Source organism: Campylobacter sp. BCW_4341 (assembly GCF_001764255.1).
Classification (GTDB): Bacteria; Campylobacterota; Campylobacteria; order Campylobacterales; family Campylobacteraceae; genus Campylobacter_D; species Campylobacter_D jejuni.
The window spans coordinates 172491-195573 of the sequence record NZ_MKAH01000017.1; the positions used below are offsets into that span (position 1 = coordinate 172491).

21 protein-coding genes and 3 tRNA genes are annotated in these 23083 nt (G+C 30.8%); 22 read left to right on the forward strand and 2 right to left on the reverse strand.

Annotated elements, in window-relative coordinates; all coding sequences use genetic code 11:
- Positions 1-46 precede the first annotated feature (46 nt).
- The 14 genes from rpmH (at position 47) to AJN70_RS02700 (ending at position 14031) form a co-directional block, all read left to right on the forward strand.
- Positions 47-181, forward strand: a complete 135-nt coding sequence (gene rpmH, locus AJN70_RS02635; RefSeq protein WP_002776864.1) for a 50S ribosomal protein L34 — start codon at positions 47-49, stop codon at positions 179-181.
- Positions 178-504: a ribonuclease P protein component gene (rnpA, locus tag AJN70_RS02640; RefSeq protein ID WP_002853349.1), complete on the forward strand. Its 327-nt coding sequence runs from the start codon at positions 178-180 to the stop codon at positions 502-504. Before rpmH ends, rnpA begins: the two co-directional genes overlap by 4 nt.
- Complete coding sequence (yidD, locus tag AJN70_RS02645) at positions 501-842, forward strand: membrane protein insertion efficiency factor YidD (protein ID WP_002861708.1); 342 nt, start codon at positions 501-503, stop codon at positions 840-842. Before rnpA ends, yidD begins: the two co-directional genes overlap by 4 nt.
- On the forward strand, positions 839-2425 hold the full coding sequence (gene yidC, locus AJN70_RS02650) for a membrane protein insertase YidC (protein WP_002861707.1): 1587 nt from the start codon (positions 839-841) through the stop codon (positions 2423-2425). The genes yidD and yidC overlap by 4 nt, the downstream gene beginning before the upstream one ends.
- Positions 2426-2428: 3 nt before the next feature.
- Positions 2429-3247, forward strand: coding sequence for a Jag N-terminal domain-containing protein (locus AJN70_RS02655; RefSeq protein ID WP_070295464.1), 819 nt, complete (start codon positions 2429-2431; stop codon positions 3245-3247).
- Entirely contained in the window at positions 3240-4568 is a 1329-nt protein-coding gene (mnmE, locus tag AJN70_RS02660; RefSeq protein WP_002881663.1) for a tRNA uridine-5-carboxymethylaminomethyl(34) synthesis GTPase MnmE, read from the forward strand. Before AJN70_RS02655 ends, mnmE begins: the two co-directional genes overlap by 8 nt.
- A gap of 10 nt (positions 4569-4578) precedes the next feature.
- Entirely contained in the window at positions 4579-6765 is a 2187-nt protein-coding gene (gene purL, locus AJN70_RS02665) for a phosphoribosylformylglycinamidine synthase subunit PurL (RefSeq protein ID WP_070295465.1), read from the forward strand.
- The gene (locus tag AJN70_RS02670; RefSeq protein WP_002861704.1) at positions 6762-7532 is read left to right on the forward strand and encodes a J domain-containing protein; all 771 of its coding nucleotides are present in this window, start codon (positions 6762-6764) and stop codon (positions 7530-7532) included. Before purL ends, AJN70_RS02670 begins: the two co-directional genes overlap by 4 nt.
- A 2-nt stretch (positions 7533-7534) precedes the next feature.
- Positions 7535-9067 carry a bifunctional phosphoribosylaminoimidazolecarboxamide formyltransferase/IMP cyclohydrolase gene (purH, locus tag AJN70_RS02675; protein ID WP_002861703.1) on the forward strand — a complete coding sequence of 511 codons (1533 nt, stop codon included), beginning with the start codon at positions 7535-7537 and terminating at the stop codon, positions 9065-9067.
- A gap of 98 nt (positions 9068-9165) precedes the next feature.
- Positions 9166-10758 (forward strand): methyl-accepting chemotaxis protein, encoded by a 1593-nt coding sequence (locus AJN70_RS02680; RefSeq protein ID WP_002861702.1) that lies wholly within the window; start codon positions 9166-9168, stop codon positions 10756-10758.
- A 9-nt stretch (positions 10759-10767) separates the two neighbouring features.
- Positions 10768-11202, forward strand: coding sequence for an META domain-containing protein (locus AJN70_RS02685; RefSeq protein WP_070295467.1), 435 nt, complete (start codon positions 10768-10770; stop codon positions 11200-11202).
- A gap of 98 nt (positions 11203-11300) precedes the next feature.
- A complete protein-coding gene (locus AJN70_RS02690) occupies positions 11301-12278 on the forward strand; it encodes an agmatine deiminase family protein (RefSeq protein ID WP_070278036.1) in 978 nt (325 codons plus the stop codon).
- Entirely contained in the window at positions 12275-13162 is an 888-nt protein-coding gene (locus AJN70_RS02695) for a cation diffusion facilitator family transporter (protein ID WP_070295469.1), read from the forward strand. Before AJN70_RS02690 ends, AJN70_RS02695 begins: the two co-directional genes overlap by 4 nt.
- On the forward strand, positions 13159-14031 hold the full coding sequence (locus AJN70_RS02700) for an N-carbamoylputrescine amidohydrolase (RefSeq protein ID WP_070295471.1): 873 nt from the start codon (positions 13159-13161) through the stop codon (positions 14029-14031). The genes AJN70_RS02695 and AJN70_RS02700 overlap by 4 nt, the downstream gene beginning before the upstream one ends.
- An 11-nt stretch (positions 14032-14042) precedes the next feature.
- On the opposite strand, the gene AJN70_RS02705 is transcribed toward AJN70_RS02700, so the two are convergent.
- The gene (locus tag AJN70_RS02705; RefSeq protein WP_070295473.1) at positions 14043-15389 is read right to left on the reverse strand and encodes an SH3 domain-containing C40 family peptidase; all 1347 of its coding nucleotides are present in this window, start codon (positions 15387-15389) and stop codon (positions 14043-14045) included.
- Between the two features lie 48 nt (positions 15390-15437).
- Here AJN70_RS02705 and pif1 point away from each other — a divergent pair, with 48 nt between their 5' ends.
- Positions 15438-16781: an ATP-dependent DNA helicase Pif1 gene (gene pif1, locus AJN70_RS02710; RefSeq protein WP_070233127.1), complete on the forward strand. Its 1344-nt coding sequence runs from the start codon at positions 15438-15440 to the stop codon at positions 16779-16781.
- Positions 16782-16790: 9 nt separating this feature from the next.
- Positions 16791-17525, forward strand: a complete 735-nt coding sequence (locus AJN70_RS02715; protein ID WP_070233129.1) for a hypothetical protein — start codon at positions 16791-16793, stop codon at positions 17523-17525.
- Here AJN70_RS02715 and lolA read toward each other — a convergent pair.
- Positions 17522-18031 (reverse strand): LolA-like outer membrane lipoprotein chaperone, encoded by a 510-nt coding sequence (gene lolA, locus AJN70_RS02720; protein WP_002871477.1) that lies wholly within the window; start codon positions 18029-18031, stop codon positions 17522-17524. The two genes, AJN70_RS02715 and lolA, sit on opposite strands and share 4 nt — an antisense overlap.
- Positions 18032-18131: 100 nt before the next feature.
- Here lolA and secA point away from each other — a divergent pair, with 100 nt between their 5' ends.
- The 6 genes from secA to AJN70_RS02750 all read left to right on the forward strand — a co-directional run bounded on the left by secA (position 18132) and on the right by AJN70_RS02750 (position 23078).
- Complete coding sequence (gene secA / locus AJN70_RS02725) at positions 18132-20720, forward strand: preprotein translocase subunit SecA (protein WP_044794403.1); 2589 nt, start codon at positions 18132-18134, stop codon at positions 20718-20720.
- Positions 20717-21922 carry an ABC transporter permease gene (locus tag AJN70_RS02730; protein ID WP_044779482.1) on the forward strand — a complete coding sequence of 402 codons (1206 nt, stop codon included), beginning with the start codon at positions 20717-20719 and terminating at the stop codon, positions 21920-21922. The genes secA and AJN70_RS02730 overlap by 4 nt, the downstream gene beginning before the upstream one ends.
- A 22-nt stretch (positions 21923-21944) precedes the next feature.
- Complete coding sequence (locus AJN70_RS02735; protein ID WP_002861691.1) at positions 21945-22730, forward strand: amino acid ABC transporter permease; 786 nt, start codon at positions 21945-21947, stop codon at positions 22728-22730.
- 61 nt (positions 22731-22791) lie between these two features.
- Positions 22792-22867 (forward strand) — tRNA-Lys (locus AJN70_RS02740).
- 7 nt (positions 22868-22874) lie between these two features.
- Positions 22875-22950 (forward strand) — tRNA-Val (locus AJN70_RS02745).
- Between the two features lie 51 nt (positions 22951-23001).
- Positions 23002-23078: transfer RNA gene (locus tag AJN70_RS02750), tRNA-Asp, on the forward strand.
- The last annotated feature ends 5 nt before the right edge of the window (positions 23079-23083 follow it).

Below are 23083 nucleotides of genomic sequence, written 5' to 3' on the forward strand. Positions count from 1 at the left end.
AAGATAAAATACAAGTTTATTTTATAATTTTTTAAGGAAAAATCAAATGAAAAGAACTTATCAGCCGCATGGCACTCCAAGAAAACGCACTCATGGTTTCCGTGTTCGTATGAAAACTAAAAATGGTCGCAAGGTGATCAATGCAAGACGCGCTAAAGGTAGAAAAAGACTTGCTGTGTGAAAAATTTTGATAAATTTAGCACAAACGAGGAATTTTCATCTGTATATAAAGTAGGTAAAAAATGGCATTGCGAAGGTGTGATCATTTTTTATCTGAATAGTTATGAAAAAAAAATAGCAGTTGTTGCTAGTAAAAAAGTTGGAAAAGCAGTGGTTAGAAATCGTTCAAAACGAATTTTAAGGGCTTTGTTTGCTAAGTTTGAAAGATATCTTCAAGATGGCAAATATATTTTTGTAGCTAAAAATGAAATCACTGAACTTTCTTTTTCTAGGTTAGAAAAAAATCTAAAATGGGGATTGAAAAAACTAGAATGTTTCAAATGATATGCCTAAAAATACTCCGTTTTTATCAGAAATTCTTAAGCCCTTTAAAACCCGCTGCTTGTAGGTATTATCCTAATTGTTCTGAGTATGCACTTTGGCAGTTTCAAAAAAAGAATTTTTTTCTAGCTTTTTTTTCTACTTTTTTTAGAATTTTAAGATGTAACCCTTTTTTTAAAGGGGGATTTGATTATCCTAGAGTTTCTAAAAATTTTTATCCTATGAATTTATGTTTTAAGCCTATATTTTTAGCAAAAAAACAACTTTGTTTTTTATACATACCTTATAAAAATAAAAGTTTTTATCTTATAAAAATCATCTTTAAAAGGACAAATCAGTGAATAATTCAAATAATATTTTTCAGCAAAAGCGTATACTTTTGGCTGTTGTGATTTCTTTTTTATTTTTTGTTGTTTATGATTATTTTTTCATTCCAAAGCAACCTTTAAAAATAGAACAAAACATTACACAACAAAATCAACAAAACACAAGCATAAATAACACTCCTAATATACAAAATACCACCACAAATACTCCAAGTGCGGCTTTAGTTTCGCAAGATAGTGTGATATCTAAGGTTCAAAGCAAACATTTTGAAGCACAAATTGACTCTTTTGGTAGAATTTCTGCTTTTTATTTAAAAGATAAAAAATACCAAAATGAGAAAGGGGAATTTATAAATCTTGTCAGCAAGGAAAATAGTCCTTATCCTTTAGAAATGCGTTTTAGTGATCCAAGTATTAACTCAGAGGCTTTTAAATTTCCTTATATTGCTAACTCTAGCAATCTTTTTGTTGATGAAAATGGAAGTCAAGTTTTAAAACTCACTCAAAATCTTTCCGGATTGAAAATCGAAAAAGATATTACTTTTTATCCAAAAGGAAATTATGAGATAGAAGTTAAACTCAGCAAAAATGCAAATTATTTTATAAGTCCAGGATATCGTCCAAATATTGCCGTAGATAGTTATACAGTTCATGGTGCTTTGGTAATGGATAATAAAGAAACCATCGAAACTTATAAAGATGGAGATGTAGAGAAGGATGAAAGTGCTAATAATGTCGTAATGACTTCGGCTTTTGATAGATACTATGCAACTTTCTTTTATAATTTTGATAAACCTTTAAATGTGGCAATCAGCAAGGATGCTAATAAAAACCCTATAGTTTTTGCTTATAGTGATAATGAATTTAAAGCAGGGGGTTATATAGGTTCTAAAGAACATGTGATTTTAAGAAGTATAGATCCACGCCTTGAAGCAGTTGTTGAATATGGTTGGTTTACTTTTATTGCTAAGCCTATGTTTGAGTTTTTGAATTTCTTACACCAGTATATAGGAAATTGGGGTTGGGCTATCGTTGTGATGACTTTAATTGTGCGTATTATTTTATTCCCACTAACTTATAAATCTATGATTTCTATGAATAAACTTAAAGATCTTGCTCCTAAAATGAAAGATATTAGAGAGCGTTATAAAGGCGATCCACAAAAAATGAATATGCACATGATGGAGCTTTATAAAAAACATGGTGCAAATCCTATGAGTGGTTGTTTGCCTATACTTTTACAAATTCCTATTTTCTTTGCTATTTATCGCGTTTTGCTTAATGCTATTGAGCTAAAAGCAGCTCCTTGGGCGTTTTGGATACATGATTTATCGGTAATGGATCCTTATTTTATTTTGCCTATTTTAATGGGTGCAACGATGTTTTTACAACAACTTATCACACCTATGACTATACAAGATCCTATGCAAGCTAAGATTATGAAATTTTTACCAGTGATTTTTACTTTTTTCTTTATCACTTTCCCAGCAGGACTTACGCTTTATTGGTTTGCAAATAACCTTTGTTCTTTGGTTCAACAATGGGTTATCAATAAAATATTTGCTAAAGAACATCACAAAAAAACAAGTGGAGCATGAAAAATGAAAATCGAAGCCATTGATCTTCAAAGTGCCTTAACAGAAGCTTCAAGAAGTTTAGAATGTTCTGTGATGGACTTAGAATATGAGATTATTCAGCATCCAAGAAAAGGTTTTTTTGGATTTGGAAGAAAAAAGGCAATTATAGAGGCTAAAGCAAAAAAAAGGATTTTGAAAAAAAATCCTAAAAAAGAATTTACAAGTTTAAAAAATCACAAACCAGAAACACATGAGCCAAAACAAGAAAACAAGATTGAAATAAAAAATGAAAAAAATAAAAGTCAAAAAGAAAAATACACAGTAAAAAGTGATGAAATTTTTGATAGTTTTCATCGAGAAAGCAAAGGAGTGCGTAATACTCAGGATATTTTAGATGAGATTCGTATTCAGCTTGTAAAACTTTTAGAAAGCTCCCAGTTTAAAATAGAGCTTAGTGAACTTAGAATGTATGATGAAGATTGTGTTTTGATTCGATTGGATGGGGAAGATGCTGCTTTGATGATAGGCAAAGAAGCACATCGTTATAAGGCTATTTCTTATCTTTTGCACAATTGGATCAATTTAAAATATAATCTTTTAGTGCGCCTTGAGATCGCTCAATTTTTAGAAAATCAAATTCAAGGTATGCAGCTTTATTTACAAAGCGTGATTGAAAAAATTAAAATTCATGGACGCGGACAAACCAAACCTTTAGATGGGGTTTTGATAAAAATCGCTTTAGAGCAGTTAAGAGCTGAATTTCCAGATAAGTATGTAGGAATTAAGCAAAATAATGATCAAAGATTTGTTGTAATAAACGACTTTTTCAAAAAAGATGAGTGATACTATAGCGGCTATTGCCACAGCTCATGGCGTGGGTTCGATTTCTATTGTAAGATTAAGCGGTGAAAGAGCTTTAGAATTTGCCTTAAAGCTTAGCCACAAAACCAAACTCACCCCCCGCCATGCTACTTTTACAAAACTTTTTAATCAAAACAATGAAATCATCGATGAAGCTATAATGATATATTTTAAAGCTCCTTATAGTTTTACAGGTGAAGATATAGTAGAGTTTCAAACTCATGGAGGATTTAGTGTGAGTGAAGTTTTACTCGAAGAACTTGTGAGTTTAGGGGCAAGACTTGCTTTAGCGGGAGAATTTAGCAAAAGAGCGTGTTTAAATGGCAAAATGACTCCTTTAAAAGCCTTAAATATACAAGATCTCATACTTTCAAAATCTGCGCTTGCAGCTAAAATTATAGCACGCAACATGCAGGGAAATCTAGGAGAACTTTTAGAAAAAATTCGCACAGATTTGGTTAAAACTTTAGCTTTTGTAGAAACTAGTATTGATTATGCTGATGATGATTTACCTTCTGATTTATTACAACAAATTTCTACTATGTGTGAAGAAAATTCTAAAATTTTAAAAGAAGTTTATACACTTTCTCAAAGCAGAAAAGGACTTATAGAAGGTTTTAAAATCGCTATTGTAGGTAAGCCAAATGTAGGCAAATCCTCGCTTTTAAATGCCTTGCTTTCTTATGAAAGAGCTATTGTTTCAGATATAGCGGGAACTACTCGTGATACTATAGAAGAGAGCTTTAAACTAGGAACGCATTTATTGCGCATTATAGATACAGCGGGTATTAGAGAAAGTAAAGATGCTATAGAACAAATCGGCGTAGCTTTAAGTAAAAAAAGTTTAGAAGATGCAGATATTATTTTGGCAGTCTTTGATGCTTCAAGAGTGCAAGATAAAGAAGATGAGAAAATTTTTGACTTATTAGCAAATACTGATAAAAAAATCTTTTGGATTTTAAATAAAAGTGATTTAGAAAATGTTTTCAAAAATACTCAAAATAAAAATTTTATCAAGCTTAGTGCTCAAAAAGACATCGCTTTGTTAAAAGAAGAATTGCAAAATTATCTTAATTCTTTTGATAGCGAAGGTATTATGGTAAGTTCTTTAGATCTTATTAATGCTTGTAAAATTTCAAGCGAAGCGATTTTTAGAGCTAAAGGACTTTTAGAGGAAAGTTCTTTAGAACTTTTTGCTTTTGAACTTAATTTAGCTATTAATGAACTTGCAAGATTTACTAAAGATTTTCAAAGAGATGAAATTTTAGACGAAATGTTTGGTAATTTTTGTTTAGGAAAATGAAAGGATAGAAATGGATAAAGAAACCATAAAAGCACATAAAATCAGCGATGAAGAATATGCACAAATTTTAGAAATTTTAGGACGTGAGCCAAATTTATTAGAACTTGGGGTTATTTCTGCGATGTGGAGTGAGCATTGCTCTTATAAATCCAGTAAAAAATATCTTAATGGTTTTCCAACTAAAGCACCTTGGGTGATTCAAGGTCCAGGTGAAAACGCAGGGGTTATTGATATCGGGCAAGGTATGGCAGCGGTTTTTAAAGTGGAAAGTCACAATCACCCTAGTTTTATCGAACCTTTTGCAGGTGCGGCTACAGGAGTAGGGGGAATTTTGCGTGATGTTTTTACTATGGGTGCAAGAGTGGTTGCGGGGCTAAATTCTTTAAAATTTGGCGATATTCATGATGAAAAATGCGGCAAACATCAAAAATACCTTGTTAAAGGCGTGGTAAATGGAATTTCTCATTATGGAAATTGCATGGGTGTGCCAACTATAGGCGGAGAATGTGCTTTTGATGAGTGTTTTAATGGAAATATCTTAGTTAATGCCTTTGCTTTAGGGGTTTGTAAAAGTGAAGATATCTTTTATGCTAAGGCTGAAGGTGTAGGAAATCCTGTGATTTATGTGGGTTCAAAAACAGGGCGTGATGGACTTGGTGGAGCGGTTATGGCAAGTGATAGCTTCAATGAAGAAAGCAAATCTTTGCGTCCTACAGTGCAAATTGGCGATCCTTTCAGTGAAAAACTTCTTATGGAGGCTTGTTTAGAGCTTTTTAAAACCGATTATATTGTGGGTATTCAAGATATGGGTGCTGCAGGGCTTACTTCAAGTTCTTTTGAAATGGCAGGAAGAAGTGGCAGTGGCATGAAACTTTACTTAGATAAAACTCCTATGCGTGAAAGCGGTATGACTCCTTATGAGTTAATGCTTAGCGAATCTCAAGAAAGAATGCTTATTTGTGCGAAAAAAGGCTATGAAGATAAGGTTATAGAAATTTTCAAAAAATGGGATTTAGATGCTGTGGTTATGGGTGAAGTTACCAATACAGGAAAAATGGAGCTTTTTTGGCATGATGAGCTTGTAGGGCTTATTCCTATCGAGCCTTTAAGTGAGAAAGCGCCGATTTTAAGTCGCCCTACAAGCGAGCCAAAATATTTAAGTGAAATTAAAGACTATAAATTTGAGTTAAAATCAAGCGTTCAAGAGCTTTTTATACAAATGCTTCAAAATGAAAATATTAATAATAAAGCTTTTATTTATGATCAATTTGATTCAAGCGTGCAAACCAATACCATAAAAGCTGATGGAAAATTAGGTGCTAGTGTTATTCGTATCAAAGAAAATGGTGCAAGTGTGGCTATGGCTATAGAATGTAATTCACGCTTAAATTATGTAAATCCTAAAATAGGAGCAGCTTTAGCAGTAGCTTCTGCAGGAAGAAAGGTTGCTTGCACAGGAGCTAAGCCTTTGGCAATAAGTGATTGTTTAAATTATGGAAATCCGCAAAATCCTGAAGTGATGTGGCAATTCGCACAAGGTTGCAAAGGTATTAAAGAAGCTTGTAAAGAGTTAAATACCCCAGTAGTAAGCGGCAATGTTTCACTTTATAATGAAACTGAAGGCGTAAGTATTTATCCAAGTCCTACTATAGTAAGCGTAGGGGTTTTAGAAGATGCAAATAAAACCTTAAAAGCTAGTTTTGAAAAAGAAAATTTAAGCGTTTATCTTTTGGGTGAAAGTTTAGGAGAATTTGGCGGATCTATGGTAATGAAAATCCAAGATAAAAAAGTATCAGGAAGTCTTAAAGAGCTTGATTATAAAGCTGAACTTGCACTTTGGGATTTGCTTTATAAAGCCAATCAAAATTCTTTACTTGAGTGTGCCAATAGCGTAGGAATAGGGGGTATTGCTATGACTTTGGCAAAAATGTTTGCTATTTCTAGTGTGGGTGCAAATTTAACAAGTGATTTTGATGATGAAAAAATGATTTTTGATGAGAGTGCAAGTCGTGCTATAGTAGGGCTTAGTAAAGAAAATGAAGAAGCTTTTTTAAATTTAGCTAAAGAATTTGGAGTAAAAGCTTATAAATTAGGTGTGAGTACAAGCCAAAAACATTTTAAACTTGATAGCATTGAGTTAAGCAAGGCTGAACTTGATAAGCTTTATTTTGAAAGTTTTAAAGAGCAAATCCAATGACTTTAGTTTTAATTATACTCGTTGTTTTGGTGTTTTACTGGTATTATAAAACTTGGGGAAAACAGGATTTTTTAAACTCAGCCACAAGAGGAGCTAAAGGCTTTGCTAAGGGTTTTGCTCGTGGAGTTATGGAAGAAAGAATGGATGAGTTTAAAAGGCGTATGAATTACTATGTTATCGCACTTTTGGCAAAAATTGCAAAAAGCGATGGCAGAGTAAGTGAAAATGAAGCTGAAATGATCAAAGATCTTTTAGATGCAAATGCTAAAGATGAAAAAGAAAGAGCTTTTTTAAAAGCAAGTTTTAATGAACATAAAGAAAATTTAAGCGATGCTTTTTATGTGGCAAAAGATTTTTTAAAAGAAGTACCTTTACCTAAAAATGAGCGTTTTAATGTCTTGCGTGTGCTTGTTTTTATGGCTTTAATCGATGCAGATTTTAATGCTAAAAAGCGTGAAATTTTAGAGCAAATCGCTAAAGCCTTTGATATAGCAAAAAGCGAACTAGACGCTTTTATAGCAAGTCTTTCAAATTTAAAAAGTGCTAAAAAAGAATTAAGTCTTGATGAAGCTTTTGCTATTTTAGAACTTCCAAATAATGTAGATTTAAATGCAGTAAAAAAACAATACCGCAATTTAGCAAAAAAATATCATCCTGACATTTTAAACGCAAACAATGTCAGCGAAGAAGAACTTAAAATCGGTGTAGAGAAATTTCAAAAAATCAATGAAGCTTACGAAAAAGTTAAAAAACATTTAGAAAGGTAAAAATGAGAGCATTACTTAGTGTGAGTGATAAAGAAGGCATAGTAGAATTTGGCAAAGAGCTTGGAAATTTAGGCTTTGAGATTCTTTCAACAGGCGGGACTTTTAAGCTTTTAAAAGAAAATGGAATAAAAGTTATAGAAGTGAGTGATTTTACAAAAAGTCCTGAGCTTTTTGAAGGGCGTGTGAAGACTTTGCATCCTAAGATTCACGGTGGGATTTTGCATAAAAGAAGCGATGAAAATCATATCAAACAAGCAAAAGAAAATGAAATTTTAGGCATTGATCTAGTTTGTGTAAATTTATATCCTTTTAAAAAAACTACCATTATGAGCGATGATTTTGATGAAATTATAGAAAATATCGACATAGGCGGACCTGCGATGATAAGAAGTGCAGCAAAGAACTATAAAGATGTGATAGTGCTTTGCGATCCACTTGATTATGAAAAAGTGATTGAGACTTTAAAAAAAGGTCAAAATGATGAGAATTTTCGTTTAAATTTGATGATAAAAGCTTATGAGCATACAGCAAATTACGATGCTTATATTGCAAATTATATGAATGAACGCTTTAACGGAGGTTTTGGAGCGAGCAAATTTATAGTAGGACAAAAAGTATTTGATACAAAATATGGAGAAAATCCACATCAAAAAGGGGCTTTATACGAGTTTGATGTCTTTTTTAGCGCAAATTTCAAAGCCCTTAAAGGCGAAGCAAGTTTTAACAATCTAACCGATATTAACGCAGCTTTAAATTTGGCTAGTAGTTTCGATAAAGCTCCAGCTATTGCTATAGTAAAACATGGAAATCCTTGCGGTTTTGCTATAAAAGAAAATTTAGTACAAAGCTATATATATGCTTTAAAATGCGATAGCGTCAGTGCTTATGGAGGAGTGGTTGCAATCAATGGAACTCTTGATGAGGCTTTAGCAAATAAAATCAATGAAATTTATGTAGAAGTAATCATTGCAGCCAATGTAGATGAAAAAGCTTTAACTGTGTTTGAAGGTAAAAAACGCATTAAAATTTTCACTCAAGAAAGTCCGTTTTTAATCCGCAGTTTTGATAAATATGATTTTAAACATATTGATGGGGGTTTTGTATATCAAAACAGCGATGAAGTAGGCGAAGATGAGCTTAAAAATGCAAAGCTTATGAGTCAAAGAGAGGCAAGTAAGGAAGAATTAAAAGATCTTGAAATCGCTATGAAAATAGCAGCATTTACCAAATCAAACAATGTTGTTTATGTAAAAAATGGCGCTATGGTGGCTATAGGTATGGGTATGACAAGTAGAATCGATGCAGCAAAGGCAGCAATCGCTAAAGCTAAAGAAATGGGACTTGATTTGCAAGGTTGCGTTTTAGCAAGTGAAGCCTTTTTTCCTTTTAGAGATAGCATAGATGAAGCAAGTAAAGTAGGGGTTAAAGCTATAGTAGAACCAGGCGGAAGCATAAGAGATGATGAAGTGGTAAAGGCGGCTGATGAGTATGGTATGGCGCTTTATTTCACAGGCGTAAGACATTTTTTACATTAAGTTTAATGGAATGTTATGTTTTTTACACATAATTCAATAAAAATTAAATAAATTATGTGTAAAATATTTCCGAAAAATTTTATTTTTAGGAAACTATGATGTTTAAAACTATAGGATTTAAGGTTTCTGCTGCAATTTTTGTGGTGTTGCTTATAAGTTTTATTGTAATGCAAGTGATTTTAAATTTGGACTTTAAAAATACTGCCAATAAAATGAGCAGGGCAAATTTAGATACCGTAAGTACTTCTGTTTTTCAAACAATGAGAATGGCTATGAATTTAGGAGATCCTGAAAAAATTAAAGAAGCCATTGAAGATGCAAAAAGTATAGAGGGTATTAGTGATATTAAAATTTATCCTTCAAAAGATACTATAGATCTTTTTGAGATGAAAGCCCCTCAAATTTCAAATGATAAGCGTATTATAGAACAATTTTCAAATCCTAAAATTCAAGCTTTAGAAGAAAATGTAAATGGTGTTGTGCATTTAAGATTGATACGCCCTTTGATTGCAGATGAAAGTTGTGTTGCTTGTCATGCAAATGCTAATGTAGGGAGCGTGATAGGGGTTATGGATATATCGCATTCTTTAGAAGGTGTTCAAAAAGATATAAGTAAAACCAGTCAATCTTATATTATAATATTTACTATTGCTTTGATTTTTACCCTTTGTGTGGTTCTTTTAATGCTTAAAGTTGTTGTTGGAAAGCCTGTTTTAGAGCTTTTAAATCATGCTAAAGAATTAGCTCAAGGAAGTGGCAATTTAAAAGCTCGTATTTCAGTTAAAGGTCAAGATGAAATTGCTTTAGCTTGTGGATATATCAATCAATTTATCGAAAAAACTCACAAGGCAGTTAGCGGTGCAAGTCATAATTCAAAAAATGTAGAAAAACAAAGCAATCTTTTAAATTCAAATGCTATTTCTTTAAGTGATATCAGTTCACAAAGTCATAAACAAATAGATCAAAGTTTTAAACTTGGTGCAAATGTTGGCAATGAACTTGGAGAACTTGCTAGTTTGTCAAATAAGGCAAATAGTGCCAATGAAAAATCCTTTTTATTATTAGAGCAAATGCTTAAATCTTTGTTTAATGTTGCTAATAAAGTATCAACAGTATCTCAAAATGAAAATGAATTGGCTAAAAAAGTTGAAAACATGGTTAATCAAGCAGGTAATATACAAAAAGCAACTCAAATGATGGATGAGATTGCAGATAAAACCAATTTACTATCCCTAAATGCTGGCATAGAAGCAGCTAGGGCTGGTGCATTTGGACGAGGTTTTTCTGTAATTGCTGAGGATGTTAGGCAGTTGGCTCAGAACAGTGAAGAATTTTTGGGAAATGTAGCTCAAATTACAAAAGAGCTTTTGCAAAGTATTAATGAGGTTAGCGCAGAATTAAAGAAAAATGCTCAAAGTATACAAGCTTTAAATGATGACACCACTTTATTGGTTGATGATGCTAATGAGGTTAAATTATGCAACGAAGATGCTAGGGCTTTGGTAACTCAATGTACTGAAAAAATAAAAATTTCCCAAGAGAATATACAAAATTTACTTTCTCGTATGCAAAAAAATGTCGAAGTAAGTGAAAAGAATGAAGAAATTTCTAAAATTCTGCTTCAAGTTGCAGATGAGTTAAAAATAGTGTGTCATAATCTCGAAAGCGAACTTAACCAATTTCAAATTTAAAGGAATAAAATGAAAAAAACGCTTCAAATTGCTTTAGCTGCAACTTTTTTTGCGGGTTGTGCTAGTACTTTTGTTACTTCATCTGCTTCTAAAGGTAATAATGAACTTGTGCAGAACCAGCTTTTCAAAATAGAAAAAATTATAGTTAATGGTAAAACTTTTGATCCAAAAAACGCAGAGGAAAGTCCAAATATTAGTTTTGAAAATAATAAATTTTATGGTTATTCAGGATGTAATCGTTTTTTTGGTTCTTACCAAACTAAGGCAGATACTTTGCAAATCGAAGGTGATCGCGTAGCTTCAACTCAAATGCTTTGTCACCCAATGGATGTAATGGATTTTGAAAATTCTTTCCTTTCAAATTTCAAAGGAACTTTTAAAATTTCAAATGAAAATGGAAAACTTGTTTTAAGTAATGATGAAATGAAAATCTTTTTTAAATAATACACTAAAGCCTCGAAATATCGAGGCAATCTTCTTAAATTTGACAAAATTCCAAAAAATGATACAATTATAATTTTATTATCAAAAAAGGTAGTTAAATGATAAAATCAATTCCTGAATGGAGCGAGCAAGAATACCTCATGCTTTCTTTACCTCATGAAAAAAGCGATTGGAGTCCATATTTAGAGAAAATTTTGCAAAGTTATAAAGAATTTGTAAAAGTGGTAAGTGAATTTCAAAAAGTTTTACTTATAGCTCCTAAACAGAGTGATTTTGAAAATTTTAAAGATATAAAAAATGTAGAGTTTTTTAAATGTGATACCAATGATACTTGGATACGCGATTTTGGAGCTATAGATATAGTAGAAAATGGTCGTTTAAAGGCTCTTGATTTTACTTTTAATGCTTGGGGAAATAAATTTCAAAGTGAGCTTGATAATGCTGTAAATTCTAAGCTTTTTAAAGAAAAATTTAAAGAGGGGCTTAAAAAGGTGGATTTTGTTCTAGAAGGAGGAAGCATTGACTTTAATGGAGAGGGTGTGATGCTTACAAGCTCTCATTGTCTTTTAAATGAAAATAGAAATTCTCATCTAAACAAAACTCAAATTGATACAAAATTAAAAGAAATTTTTGGTTTAAAGCAAATTATTTGGTTAGAAAATGGTTTCATAAAAGGTGATGATACAGATCATCATATCGATACCTTAGCAAGATTTATAGATAAAAATACCATAGCACATTGTGTTTGTGAAGATGAAGAGGATGAGCATTATTTGCCTTTGCAAAAAATGAAAGAAGAGCTTAAAAAAACAGGCTTTGATTTAGTAGAACTTCCTATACCTAAGCCTTTATACTATAAAGGAAGAAGATTGGGGGCGACTTATGCGAATTTTGTTTTTGTAAATAATGCTTTAATTGTGCCTTTTTACAAGGATAAAAATGATGAAATCATAGCTAAAAGACTTTCTAAAGCTTTACCCAATTATAAAATTATAGGAGTAGATGCAAGAGTGTTTTTACGACAAAACGGTTCTTTGCATTGTTCTTGTCAAAATCGTTTCAAAGGTTTAAGATGAGTTTGCAAAAAAAAGCAACTCTTGTAGCAAGTTTATGTGCTATTGTTTTAGCCTTGGTTAAATTTATAGTAGGCTTAACAAGTGGTTCTGTTGCAGTGCTTTCAAGTGCGATTGATTCTTTAATGGATTTTGCTATTTCTGCTTTTAATTTTTTAGCTCTTAAAAAAAGCTCACAAAAGGCGAATGAAAATTATAATTTTGGTTTTTCTAAAATTGAAGCTTTAATGGGTTTGTTAGAAGGTGTTTTTATAGTTGGCGTGGGGATTTTTATTTTTTATGAGAGTATTTTAAAGATTTATTATAAAGAAGAAATTAAAGATTTAAATTCAAGCATCTATGTGATGATTTTTGCTTTAATTATGACTTTTTTTCTTGTACTTTTTTTAAATTATGTAGCTAAAAAAACCAAAAGTTTGATTATAGAAAGTGATGCTTTGCATTACAAAACAGATTGCTTAACCAATGCTTGTACTTTAGGAGCTTTGGTTTTGATTTATTTTACAAATTTACATATTATTGATGCTATTTTTGGGATAGTGATCAGTCTTTATACGGCATTTTCTGCTTTTAAAATCATTAAAAAAGCTTTAGCTTTTTTAATGGATGAGGCTTTACCTAAGAAACAAGTGGATAAAATTTGTACTTTGATTTCTAATAATCCTGAAATAATTTCCTATCATGAATTAAAGACGCGTAAAACTCCAAGTTGTAATTATTTAAGCGTGCATTTGGTTTTTTGCCCTATAATTTCGCTTTTAAATGCGCATAGAATTTCAGATGAAATAGAAGAAGGTGTGCGTAAGATGTTTGAAAATGAAAAATGGGATATACAAATTCATTTAGATCCTTATGATGATGCAGAACAAGAAAGGCAAAGACAATGAAAATCGCTTTAATACAACAAAAATTTCACTCAAACAAAGAACAAACTATAAAAAAAACTTGCGAATTTATAGAAGAAGCCTCTAAACAAGGAGCTGAGCTTATTTGTTTAGGAGAACTTCATCAAAGTGAGTATTTTTGTCAAAGTGAAAATGTGGATTTTTTTGACTATGCTAATGATTATGAAAAAGATGTGAAATTTTGGGCAAATATAGCTAAAAAAAATCAAATAGTGCTTATTACTTCATTGTTTGAAAAACGAAGTGCTGGACTTTATCATAATACTGCAGTGGTTTTTGAAAAAGATGGTTCTATAGCAGGCAAATATCGCAAAATGCACATACCTGATGATCCTTGTTTTTATGAAAAATTTTATTTTACTCCTGGAGATTTGGGTTTTGAACCTATAAATACAAGTTTAGGTAAGCTTGGAGTGCTTATTTGTTGGGATCAGTGGTATCCTGAAGCAGCAAGAATTATGGCTTTAAAAGGAGCTGAGATTCTTATTTATCCTACGGCAATTGGTTGGTTTGATAAGGATAAAGATGAAGAAAAACAAAGACAGCTCAATGCTTGGCTTGGCGTACAAAAAGGACATGCTATAGCTAATGGTTTATATGTAGTAGCTATCAATAGAGTAGGTTTTGAAAAAGATGTAAGCGGGGTAGAAGAGGGTATTAGATTTTGGGGAAATTCTTTTGTTTTTGGCCCTCAAGGTGAAGAGCTTTGTCTTTTAGATTCTCAAAACGAATGTGTAAAAATCATAGAAATAGATAAAAAAAGAAGTGAAAATGTGCGTCGTTGGTGGCCTTTTTTGCGAGATAGACGCATAGAATATTTTGCAGATTTAACTAAAAGATTTGTTGATTAAATCGATAAATCTTATTTGTTTTGTATATTTTCAAGATAGCTTTTTATTTGCTCTTTTTCTTGTTTGTTTAAATTTATAAAACTTATTTCTTTAAGTCTTGATAAAAGCAAATTATCTTCTAAAATTTCATTTTTTCCTATTTCTAAAGAAGTGATGACACTAGAACTTATGAGAAGTCTTTGGGTTGTATCTTTTCTTAAGCCCCATATATTATGTATAGCAATATTATTATCTGTAATTTGTCCTGCATAAAGCATAATATGTCCAGGTAAATAAAGTAAGCTAAGATAAGCCTTCCCAAAGCGGTTTAAAAAATCTTTTTTTTGAGAATTGCTAAGAGTGCTTATATCAAAATGATTAAAAGAATTTTTTTGTGCAGCTGAATTTCTTGGTAGATAAAGTCCAAAAGCTGAAAAGATATCACGAGTTAGTAAAGAACAATCTCTTTCAAAATTATAACCGCCCCAGCCATAAGGCAAATTTAAAACTTGTGAAAGTTGATTTTTTAAATTTTTATCATTGAATTGTAAAGGAAATTTAGATACATCTTTTTTAGAAATTTTATATTTTTTAGAACCTATTTTTCCATAAAAATAGTTTTTATCTTCTTTGTAGCAAGGATAAATAGCGCCAATTCTACTTTCAAAGAAAAATTTACCATCCTCGCTATAGATAGGAAATTTTTCTTTTAGTGGTGTGATAAAGTTGAGATTTTCATAGATTTTCGCTCTATCGTTTGAGAAAAATTCCAAATTTTTACTTTCAACAAATCCAAATCCAGCTTCACCTAAAACAAAAGCATAACGCTTATCTTTACTAAAATGTGAAATTAAGACAGGGGTTCCAGCATTTAAAATGCCATCGCTTGCATAGTCAAAAGGAATTCCTTCATTTTCAAAAAAAGGATTTTTTAAGATAGCTCTTTGGGTTGGAAGATTTTTAATGATTGTATTTTGGATAATTAAAGCTTTTTGATTAAGTTTACCGAATTCTTGGATATTTGCATTATTTATAGCGTTTTTAAACCATGAAAGTGGAATAATTTGTTTATTGAAAAAATAATAAGTATTTTTTGAATTTAAATATAAAGGAAAGGACCAAAAAATATTTTGTCCTTTGTAATTTTTAAACGAATCATGCCAAGGGTTAAAGAAATATTTTTTATATCGTTTTGCATCAAAATTAATATCGTAAGCAAATTGTGGCAAAATGCTTACATTTTGTTCGTATTCAAGTTTTGCATAATGTTGATTTTCATTTTTTTGTTCTAAATTTTCATGATGAAGTGAAGTTAAATTTTTTGTTGAACAAGCTGTTAAAAATAGCACTATAAAAGTAAAATATAAACAAGATTTCATAATCAACCTTTTAGAAAAAATAGTTATAATTAAAGCCAAGGAAATATAATGCTTGATAAACTAGAAAAAATTTTAGCTTATGATAATGTTTTTTTAAGTGGTGGTGCTGGAGTTGGTAAAAGCTTTTTGACAAATGAGCTTATCAAATCTTATAGAAAACAAAAAAAATTAGCCATAGCTCTTGGTTCTAGTGCTCTATCGGCGTTTAATATAGGCGGTGTTACTTTACACAGCTTTTTTTGTTTAGGGTATTGTGATGATATGATGAAATTAAGTGCATTGGATCGCAATCAAAAACAAAAAGAAAAATTAACAAAACTTAAAGAACTTTTAAAAACGATTGAGCTTATTATTATCGATGAAATTTCCATGGTTAGTGCAAGTGTTTTTGAAATGATAGGTTTTAGACTTAAAAATTCTCAATTTAATGGAAAAATTTTAGTTGTAGGAGATTTTTTTCAATTGCCTCCCGTAGTTAAAGAAAAAAAGGAAACTTTATTTAACCATTCTTATTATGCTTTTTCTTCATTTTTTTGGCAAGATTTAAATTTTAAGAATGTTAAACTTTCTCAACCTAAAAGAACGCAAAATATGGAATTTTATAACCATTTATCTTTGATTAGACAAGGTTTTTTAGATGAAAAAATTTTAAGCTTTTTTGAATCTTTGCGAATTGATTATAAAGAATTAGAAAATTTAGAAGATGATTATACTTTACTTTGTGGTATCAATAAAAAAGTAAACAATATTAATCAAGAAAAATTAAGCAAACTTGAGACCCCGCTTGTATGCTTTAAAGCTCAGGTTAAAAAAGAAGATAAGAGAATAAAAGATGAAGAGCTTGATTCTTGGATTAGAAGCTTAAATATATTGGAAGAATTAAATATTAAAATAGGCGCTCGTATTATTTTTTGTGTAAATAATTGGGATAAGAATTATTATAATGGAGAGCAAGGCATTATAGAAGATATTCTTTATGAAGAGGAGAAAATTTATATTAGCATTATTAAAAATAATGGGATGAAAATTTTACTTGAACCTTATACTTTTTTCATGGAAGAACTTGAGCAATCAGGTAAAGATTTTGTTGTTAATATTCTCGCAAGTGTTACACAGTTTCCTATTAAATTAGCTTATGCTATTACTATACACAAATCACAAGGTATGAGCATTGAAAAATTAGTGTGTGATATTGATCATATTTTTGAAAATGGACAGCTTTATGTCGCTCTTTCTCGCGCTACAAACCCAAATACTTTAAAAATTTATTCTACAAAAAAGATAAATTTTGGATTTTATTTTGCTAATATTTTAAAAATAGATTCTAATGTGATCGAATTTTATAAAAAACATAATTTTTTAGATCTTGAAATACAAGAACAAATCATTTAAAGGCATTAAATGAAAAAAATATTTTTAAGTGTTTTTTTGGTTTTGAGTTTAAATGCTCAAAATCTTGAAATAGATAACATAAGAACAGATTTGTATTCTAAAAGTGGGACAAATGTTCTTAAAAAAGTTGAAATTTCTTTGGAATTTGATGGGAATAATTTAAAAGAAAATGAAAATAAGTTAATTGATGCTGTAAATACAGTAATTTCAGGATTTTTTTACGAAGATATTTTTACAGAAATTGGAAAAAATAATTTTAAAAAGACTTTAGAAAAATTTTTAGATAAGAAATATAAGATTAAATTAGATGATATATATATCATATCTTTAAGCGGAGTGGAAAAATTTGATTTAGAGGAGTTTAAACGCTTTTTAGAAAGCACTGAGGCTAAAGAGAAGGGTATGGGCAGCGAGGTAAAAAAAGCACTTGAAAACTTAGAAGCTCCTAAAACTCAAGTTCCTAGTGTTGAAAAGATCTCAACTCCTAGTGTTCCAAATTTAGAAGTCAAACAAGTTGAACAGCTTTTCAAAGATTCAGATGAAGAAAATAAAAATGACAATGGAGAAATCAATATAGATAATTTAAATACACCTAAAATGACTCCAGATATAGAAGAAAAAATTAAAAGAGATTTAATCGCCAATCCTCCACAAATATTCAAAGAAAATAACGCAAGCAAGCCTTATCATTTACCACAAACAGGTTATGATATAAAGCTTGATGAAAATACAACGCAAAATTAGCGAACTATATCATAATTTTGCGGAATTTTTGCCTTAAAAACATCGGAATTAATTTTTGGATTTTTAATTTGATTGTTTAGATTGATTATAACATCATTTTCAAATTCATCTTTATAGGATATGCTTTGAATTTGCTCTTGATTGAGTTTAATTGTATAATTTATATTATCATATTTTGCTACAAGTTTATCTTTATCTATAAGACTTGCTTTTTTGAAAATTTCATTAAGATTTGGAATGTTATCAAGATGAGAGAAAATGACTTGCTCTAGATCGTGCTCTATTATGGTTACTTGATTTTTGTTAATATAAATCTCTTTTTTACTAGGAGTATCATAACTCCAATATGCTTGATCTTTACTCAGTATAAAATGTCCAGAATAAGAAAGTGTAGAGTTTTTGGATTTTACTATTTGGATAAAATCGCTTGAAAAGGTATTAAAATTAAGATCAAGGGCAAAAAGTTGTCCTATAAAAATAAAAAATATCAAGAATGTTTTTTTCATTTATTTTCCTTAAAAAAATTATATTTTTTATATCATTCTAGCTAATTTTAATTAAATAATCGTTATAATGATAGTTTGAAAAATTTATAAAGGTTTAAAAATGTTTTTAAATACCTTAAAAGCCGTTTTTGGAACAAAAAATGATCGTGAAGTTAAAAAATACTTCAAGCGTGTAGCACAAATCAATGCTTTAGAAGGCAAATATCAAAATTTAAGCGATGATGAATTAAAAGCCGAATTTGCAAAATTTAAAGAGCAAATTTTAAGTGGAGAAAAAAACGAAAATGATATCTTAAATGATGTTTTTGCTATAGTCAGAGAGACAGGTAAGAGAACTTTAAATATGCGTCATTTTGATGTGCAGTTAATCGGTGGTATGGTTTTGCACGATGGAAAAATCGCAGAAATGAAAACAGGAGAAGGTAAAACCCTTGTAGCGACCTTGCCTGTAGTTTTAAATGCCATGAGTGGCAAAGGCGTACATGTCGTTACAGTGAATGATTATCTAGCTAAAAGAGATGCTGAGCAAATGAGTGCGATTTATAATTTTTTAGGTTTTAGCGTAGGCGTGATTCTTTCTTCTCAAAATAGTGATTTAGAGCATAAAAAAGCTTATGATTGTGATATTACTTATGGAACCAATAATGAGTTTGGTTTTGATTATTTGCGTGATAATATGAAATTTTCAAAAGTTGAAAAAGTTCAAAGAGAGCATAATTTTGTTATTGTAGATGAAGTAGATAGTATTTTAATTGATGAGGCAAGAACTCCGCTTATCATCAGCGGCCCTACAAATCGCACTTTAGATGGTTATATTAAAGCCAATGAAGTAGCTAAGCAAATGCAAAAAGGCGAAGCAGTTTTACCTCCTGCAAAACCTGAGGGTGATTTTGTGGTAGATGAGAAAAATCGTAGTGTTTTGATTACCGAAGCAGGTATTGCTAAGGCTGAAAAACTTTTTGGTGTAGAAAATTTATACAGTCTTGATAATGCTATCTTAGCACATCAGCTTGATCAAGCTTTAAAGGCACATAATCTTTTTGAAAAAGATGTGCATTATGTTTTAAGAAATAATGAAGTTATCATCGTTGATGAATTTACAGGGCGTTTAAGTGAAGGACGTCGTTTTAGCGAAGGATTGCATCAAGCTTTAGAAGCCAAAGAAAATGTAAAAATTCAAGAAGAAAGCCAAACACTAGCAGATATTACTTTTCAAAATTATTTTAGAATGTACAATAAACTTGCAGGTATGACAGGAACTGCACAAACAGAAGCGACTGAATTTTCTCAAATTTATAGTTTAGATGTTATTTCTATACCGACAAATATTCCTATTAAAAGACAAGATAAAGATGATCTTATCTATAAAACTCAAAATGAAAAATTTAAAGCCGTAATTGAAGAGATTAAAAAAGCCAATGCTAAAGGTCAGCCTGTGCTCGTAGGAACCGCAAGTATAGAGCGCAGTGAAGTTTTTCACAATATGCTTGTAAAAGAGAAAATCCCTCATCATGTTTTAAATGCTAAAAATCACGAGCAAGAAGCTTTGATTATCCAAGATGCAGGTAAAAAAGGTGCCGTAACTATCGCTACAAATATGGCAGGTCGTGGTGTGGATATAAAAATCGATGATGAGATTAGGGCTTTGGGTGGGCTTTATATCATAGGTACAGAAAGACATGAAAGCCGCCGTATTGATAATCAACTTCGTGGTCGTGCAGGAAGGCAGGGCGATCCTGGAATAAGTCGTTTTTATCTAAGTTTAGAAGATAATCTTTTAAGAATTTTTGGCGGGGATCGTATTAAAAGCATTATGGATCGCTTAGGTATAGAAGAGGGCGAAAGCATAGAGTCAAGAATCGTTACAAGAGCGGTTGAAAATGCGCAAAAAAAAGTAGAAAGCTTACATTTTGAAAGCAGAAAGCATTTGTTGGAATACGATGATGTAGCAAATGAACAAAGAAAAACTATTTATCGTTATCGTAATGAGCTTTTAGATGAAAACTATGATATTAGAGCTAAAATTTCTCAAAATATCGCTGAATATAGCGCAAATGTAATGAATGATTATATGCTTGATGAAAGCGGTTCTAATGTAAATTTTGAAAATTTGAAAGCAAAAATTTTATATGAGTGTTCAACTCAGATTAGTGAAAAAGATTTTGAAAATTTAAGCGTCATTGAAATGCAAGATAAGCTAAGTCAAATTCTTGAAAATTCTTATAACGAAAAGATGTCAAGACTTGAGATTAAAGAATTGCGTAATATAGAGCGTATTTTATATTTGCAAGTTTTGGATAATGCTTGGAGAGAGCATTTGTATCAAATGGATATTTTAAAAACAGGAATAGGACTTCGCGGATACAATCAAAAAGATCCTCTTGTGGAATATAAGAAAGAAAGTTATAATCTTTTCTTGGAGCTAGTTAATCGTATTAAATTTGATAGTATTAAACTACTTTTTAGTGTGCAATTTAATCAAGAAGAGGTACAAAATTTAGAAAATAAAGCCAATGAAGAAAATGAAAAGCTACTTCAAAGCTCAGTAGAAATGGGCGCAAGCGAAGATAATCTTGGCGAAGTTGAGTTTAAAAAAGTTCCACGCAATGCTCCTTGTCCTTGCGGAAGTGGAAAAAAATTTAAAGAATGCCATGGAAAAAGTGGTCCTAAGCAAGGAATTTTAGCTTGAATAAAAGCGTTTTAAAATATTTACTTTTTAAATATTTAAGATTTGATAAAGAACAACCCTTTATCAATCTTTCTATGCTTTTGGCCTTTTTAGGAGTTTGTGTAGGACTTTGTGTTTTGCTTGTAGCTATGGCAATTATGAATGGTTTTGATAAAGAATTTGAAAAACGCTTTTTTGTGATGAATTATCCTATTACTATTTTGCCTAAATTTTACGCTCCTGTAAATGATGAATTTATAGATGAGTTAAGAAAAACATTTCCAAATTTGTTATTTAGCCCTTATATAAGCACTCAAGTTGTTGTAAAGGGAGATAATCGTTTTGAAGGTGGTGTGCTTTTTGGCGTTAATTTTAATGATGAAAAAAAAATAAACGAAGTGGTTGCTAAAGCTTTAAAGGATGAGAATTTAAGTGGTTTTGATATACTTGTAGGATCAGCACTTATTGATGAATTTGGTTTGCATAAAAATGACAAACTTGCACTTATTTTTTCAAATCTTAATCCTAGTGGATTTTCTTTAGTACCGCAAACTAAACGTTTTGATGTTAAAGCGCGTTTTACTTCAGGGCTTGCATTTTATGATAAAGCTTATATGTACACAGATGTTGATGCATTGAAGAAAGTACTTGGAATGCCTAAAAATCCAAATTATGATGGAGTTCATGTATATAGTGATAATGCTTTTAAAGATGTTGAAAAAATTAAATCTTATTTAAAAGATGATTATGCTGTGGTAGGTTGGTGGGAACAAAATAAAAATTTCTTTTCAGCCTTAGAACTTGAAAAAAGAGCGCTTTTTATAGTGTTGATGCTTATTATTTTGGTTGCAAGTTTAAATATAGTAAGTTCTTTATTGATGATAGTAATGAATCGTCGCAGTGAAATAGCACTTTTACTTGCTCTAGGTGCAAGCAAAAATGAGGTAAAAAAGAGTTTTTTTGCCTTAGGCATGCTTATTGGTGGTGGCGGTATGATAGTGGGTGTGGTGCTTGCATTTTTTGCTTTATGGCTTTTAGGAAATTTTGATATTGTAACTTTACCTGCTGATGTTTATGGAACTAGTAAATTACCACTTGATTTGTCTTTAATGGATTTTTCTTTAACCATTGCGGGTGCTTTAATAATCATAGCTTTATCATCTTTTTATCCTGCAAAAAAAGCAACTCAAATTAATATTTTAGATACTTTAAGAAATGAATAAATTGTAATTTTGGAGATTTTTATTGTCTTTGTTTATCCAAAAAAATAAGAATTTTAAACCTTTAAAACCTCTATCAAAGTCAAAAATAATCACTAATTTAATTCTTTTGATTTTATTTTTAATATTGTTTTGTTATTGTAGTTTTAGTATAAGTGCTTATCATTTTGATTTTAGTGCAATTGCGACCTATAAAGAAAAATTTCTTCAAGGTTTTTTAAATACTTTAATAATCAGTTTTTTTTCTTTATTACTGAGTATAATTTTGGGTGGAGTTTTTTGTGCTTTTTCTTTAAGTTCAATTGTTTTTTTAAGATTTTTATCTATATTTTACATAGAGCTTATCAGAGGAACCCCTTTACTAGTGCAGGTATTATTGATATATTATATCGTTGCAAATAATTTAGGACTTGATAATCGATATGTGGCTGGAGTTATTATTTTATCATGTTTTTCTGCTGCTTACTTAGCTGAAATATTTAGAGCTGGAATTTTAAGTATTTCTATATCTCAGCTTGAGAGCGCTAGGGCTTTAGGGTTAAAAGAGATGCAGGTTTTTGCGTATGTAATTTTTCCCCAAGCTTTAAAAAATATTTTAGCACCTCTGAGTGGACAATTTGCAAATTTAATTAAAGATAGTTCATTATTAAGCGTTATTGCTGTAAATGAATTAACCCAAAGTGCACAAGAGATAAATTCTTATACTTTTGCTACTCTTGAAGCTTATGTAATTTTGGCTATTACATATCTTGTTTTGACTTTACCTATAAATATATTTTCTCGTTATTTGGAGAGAAAATGCCAAAAATGATTTAAAAAAGCTTGACAAATAGAGCTAATTTTGGCATAATCACATTTTTATTTCAGAAAATGTCTCGTTAGCTCAGCCGGTAGAGCATCTCCCTTTTAAGGAGGGGGCCGTTGGTTCGAATCCAACACGGGACACCATTATAAAGGTCGCTTAGCTCAGTTGGTAGAGCGCCACCCTTACAAGGTGGATGTCATAAGTTCGAGTCTTATAGTGACCACCATTTTATAAAATCATAAATAGGTTTTATAATCTCTACTTCTTTACTTTGGATGCAGCGGTAGTTCAGCTGGTTAGAATGCCGCCCTGTCACGGCGGAGGTCGCGGGTTCGAGCCCCGTCCGCTGCGCCATCTTG

What these genes read in the sequence shown, in the direction of transcription:
- AJN70_RS02695 (WP_070295469.1), top strand. Translation starts at nt 12,275, where the DNA reads ATGAGTTTGCAAAAAAAAGCAACTCTTGTAGCAAGTTTATGTGCTATT.
- yidD (WP_002861708.1), top strand. Translation starts at nt 501, where the DNA reads ATGATATGCCTAAAAATACTCCGTTTTTATCAGAAATTCTTAAGCCCT.
- purH (WP_002861703.1), top strand. Translation starts at nt 7,535, where the DNA reads ATGAGAGCATTACTTAGTGTGAGTGATAAAGAAGGCATAGTAGAATTT.
- AJN70_RS02690 (WP_070278036.1), top strand. Translation starts at nt 11,301, where the DNA reads ATGATAAAATCAATTCCTGAATGGAGCGAGCAAGAATACCTCATGCTT.
- pif1 (WP_070233127.1), top strand. Translation starts at nt 15,438, where the DNA reads ATGCTTGATAAACTAGAAAAAATTTTAGCTTATGATAATGTTTTTTTA.
- AJN70_RS02685 (WP_070295467.1), top strand. Translation starts at nt 10,768, where the DNA reads ATGAAAAAAACGCTTCAAATTGCTTTAGCTGCAACTTTTTTTGCGGGT.
- AJN70_RS02655 (WP_070295464.1), top strand. Translation starts at nt 2,429, where the DNA reads ATGAAAATCGAAGCCATTGATCTTCAAAGTGCCTTAACAGAAGCTTCA.
- AJN70_RS02705 (WP_070295473.1), bottom strand. Translation starts at nt 15,389, where the DNA reads ATGAAATCTTGTTTATATTTTACTTTTATAGTGCTATTTTTAACAGCT.
- secA (WP_044794403.1), top strand. Translation starts at nt 18,132, where the DNA reads ATGTTTTTAAATACCTTAAAAGCCGTTTTTGGAACAAAAAATGATCGT.
- lolA (WP_002871477.1), bottom strand. Translation starts at nt 18,031, where the DNA reads ATGAAAAAAACATTCTTGATATTTTTTATTTTTATAGGACAACTTTTT.
- AJN70_RS02715 (WP_070233129.1), top strand. Translation starts at nt 16,791, where the DNA reads ATGAAAAAAATATTTTTAAGTGTTTTTTTGGTTTTGAGTTTAAATGCT.
- AJN70_RS02680 (WP_002861702.1), top strand. Translation starts at nt 9,166, where the DNA reads ATGTTTAAAACTATAGGATTTAAGGTTTCTGCTGCAATTTTTGTGGTG.
- AJN70_RS02700 (WP_070295471.1), top strand. Translation starts at nt 13,159, where the DNA reads ATGAAAATCGCTTTAATACAACAAAAATTTCACTCAAACAAAGAACAA.
- rpmH (WP_002776864.1), top strand. Translation starts at nt 47, where the DNA reads ATGAAAAGAACTTATCAGCCGCATGGCACTCCAAGAAAACGCACTCAT.
- purL (WP_070295465.1), top strand. Translation starts at nt 4,579, where the DNA reads ATGGATAAAGAAACCATAAAAGCACATAAAATCAGCGATGAAGAATAT.
- AJN70_RS02670 (WP_002861704.1), top strand. Translation starts at nt 6,762, where the DNA reads ATGACTTTAGTTTTAATTATACTCGTTGTTTTGGTGTTTTACTGGTAT.
- mnmE (WP_002881663.1), top strand. Translation starts at nt 3,240, where the DNA reads ATGAGTGATACTATAGCGGCTATTGCCACAGCTCATGGCGTGGGTTCG.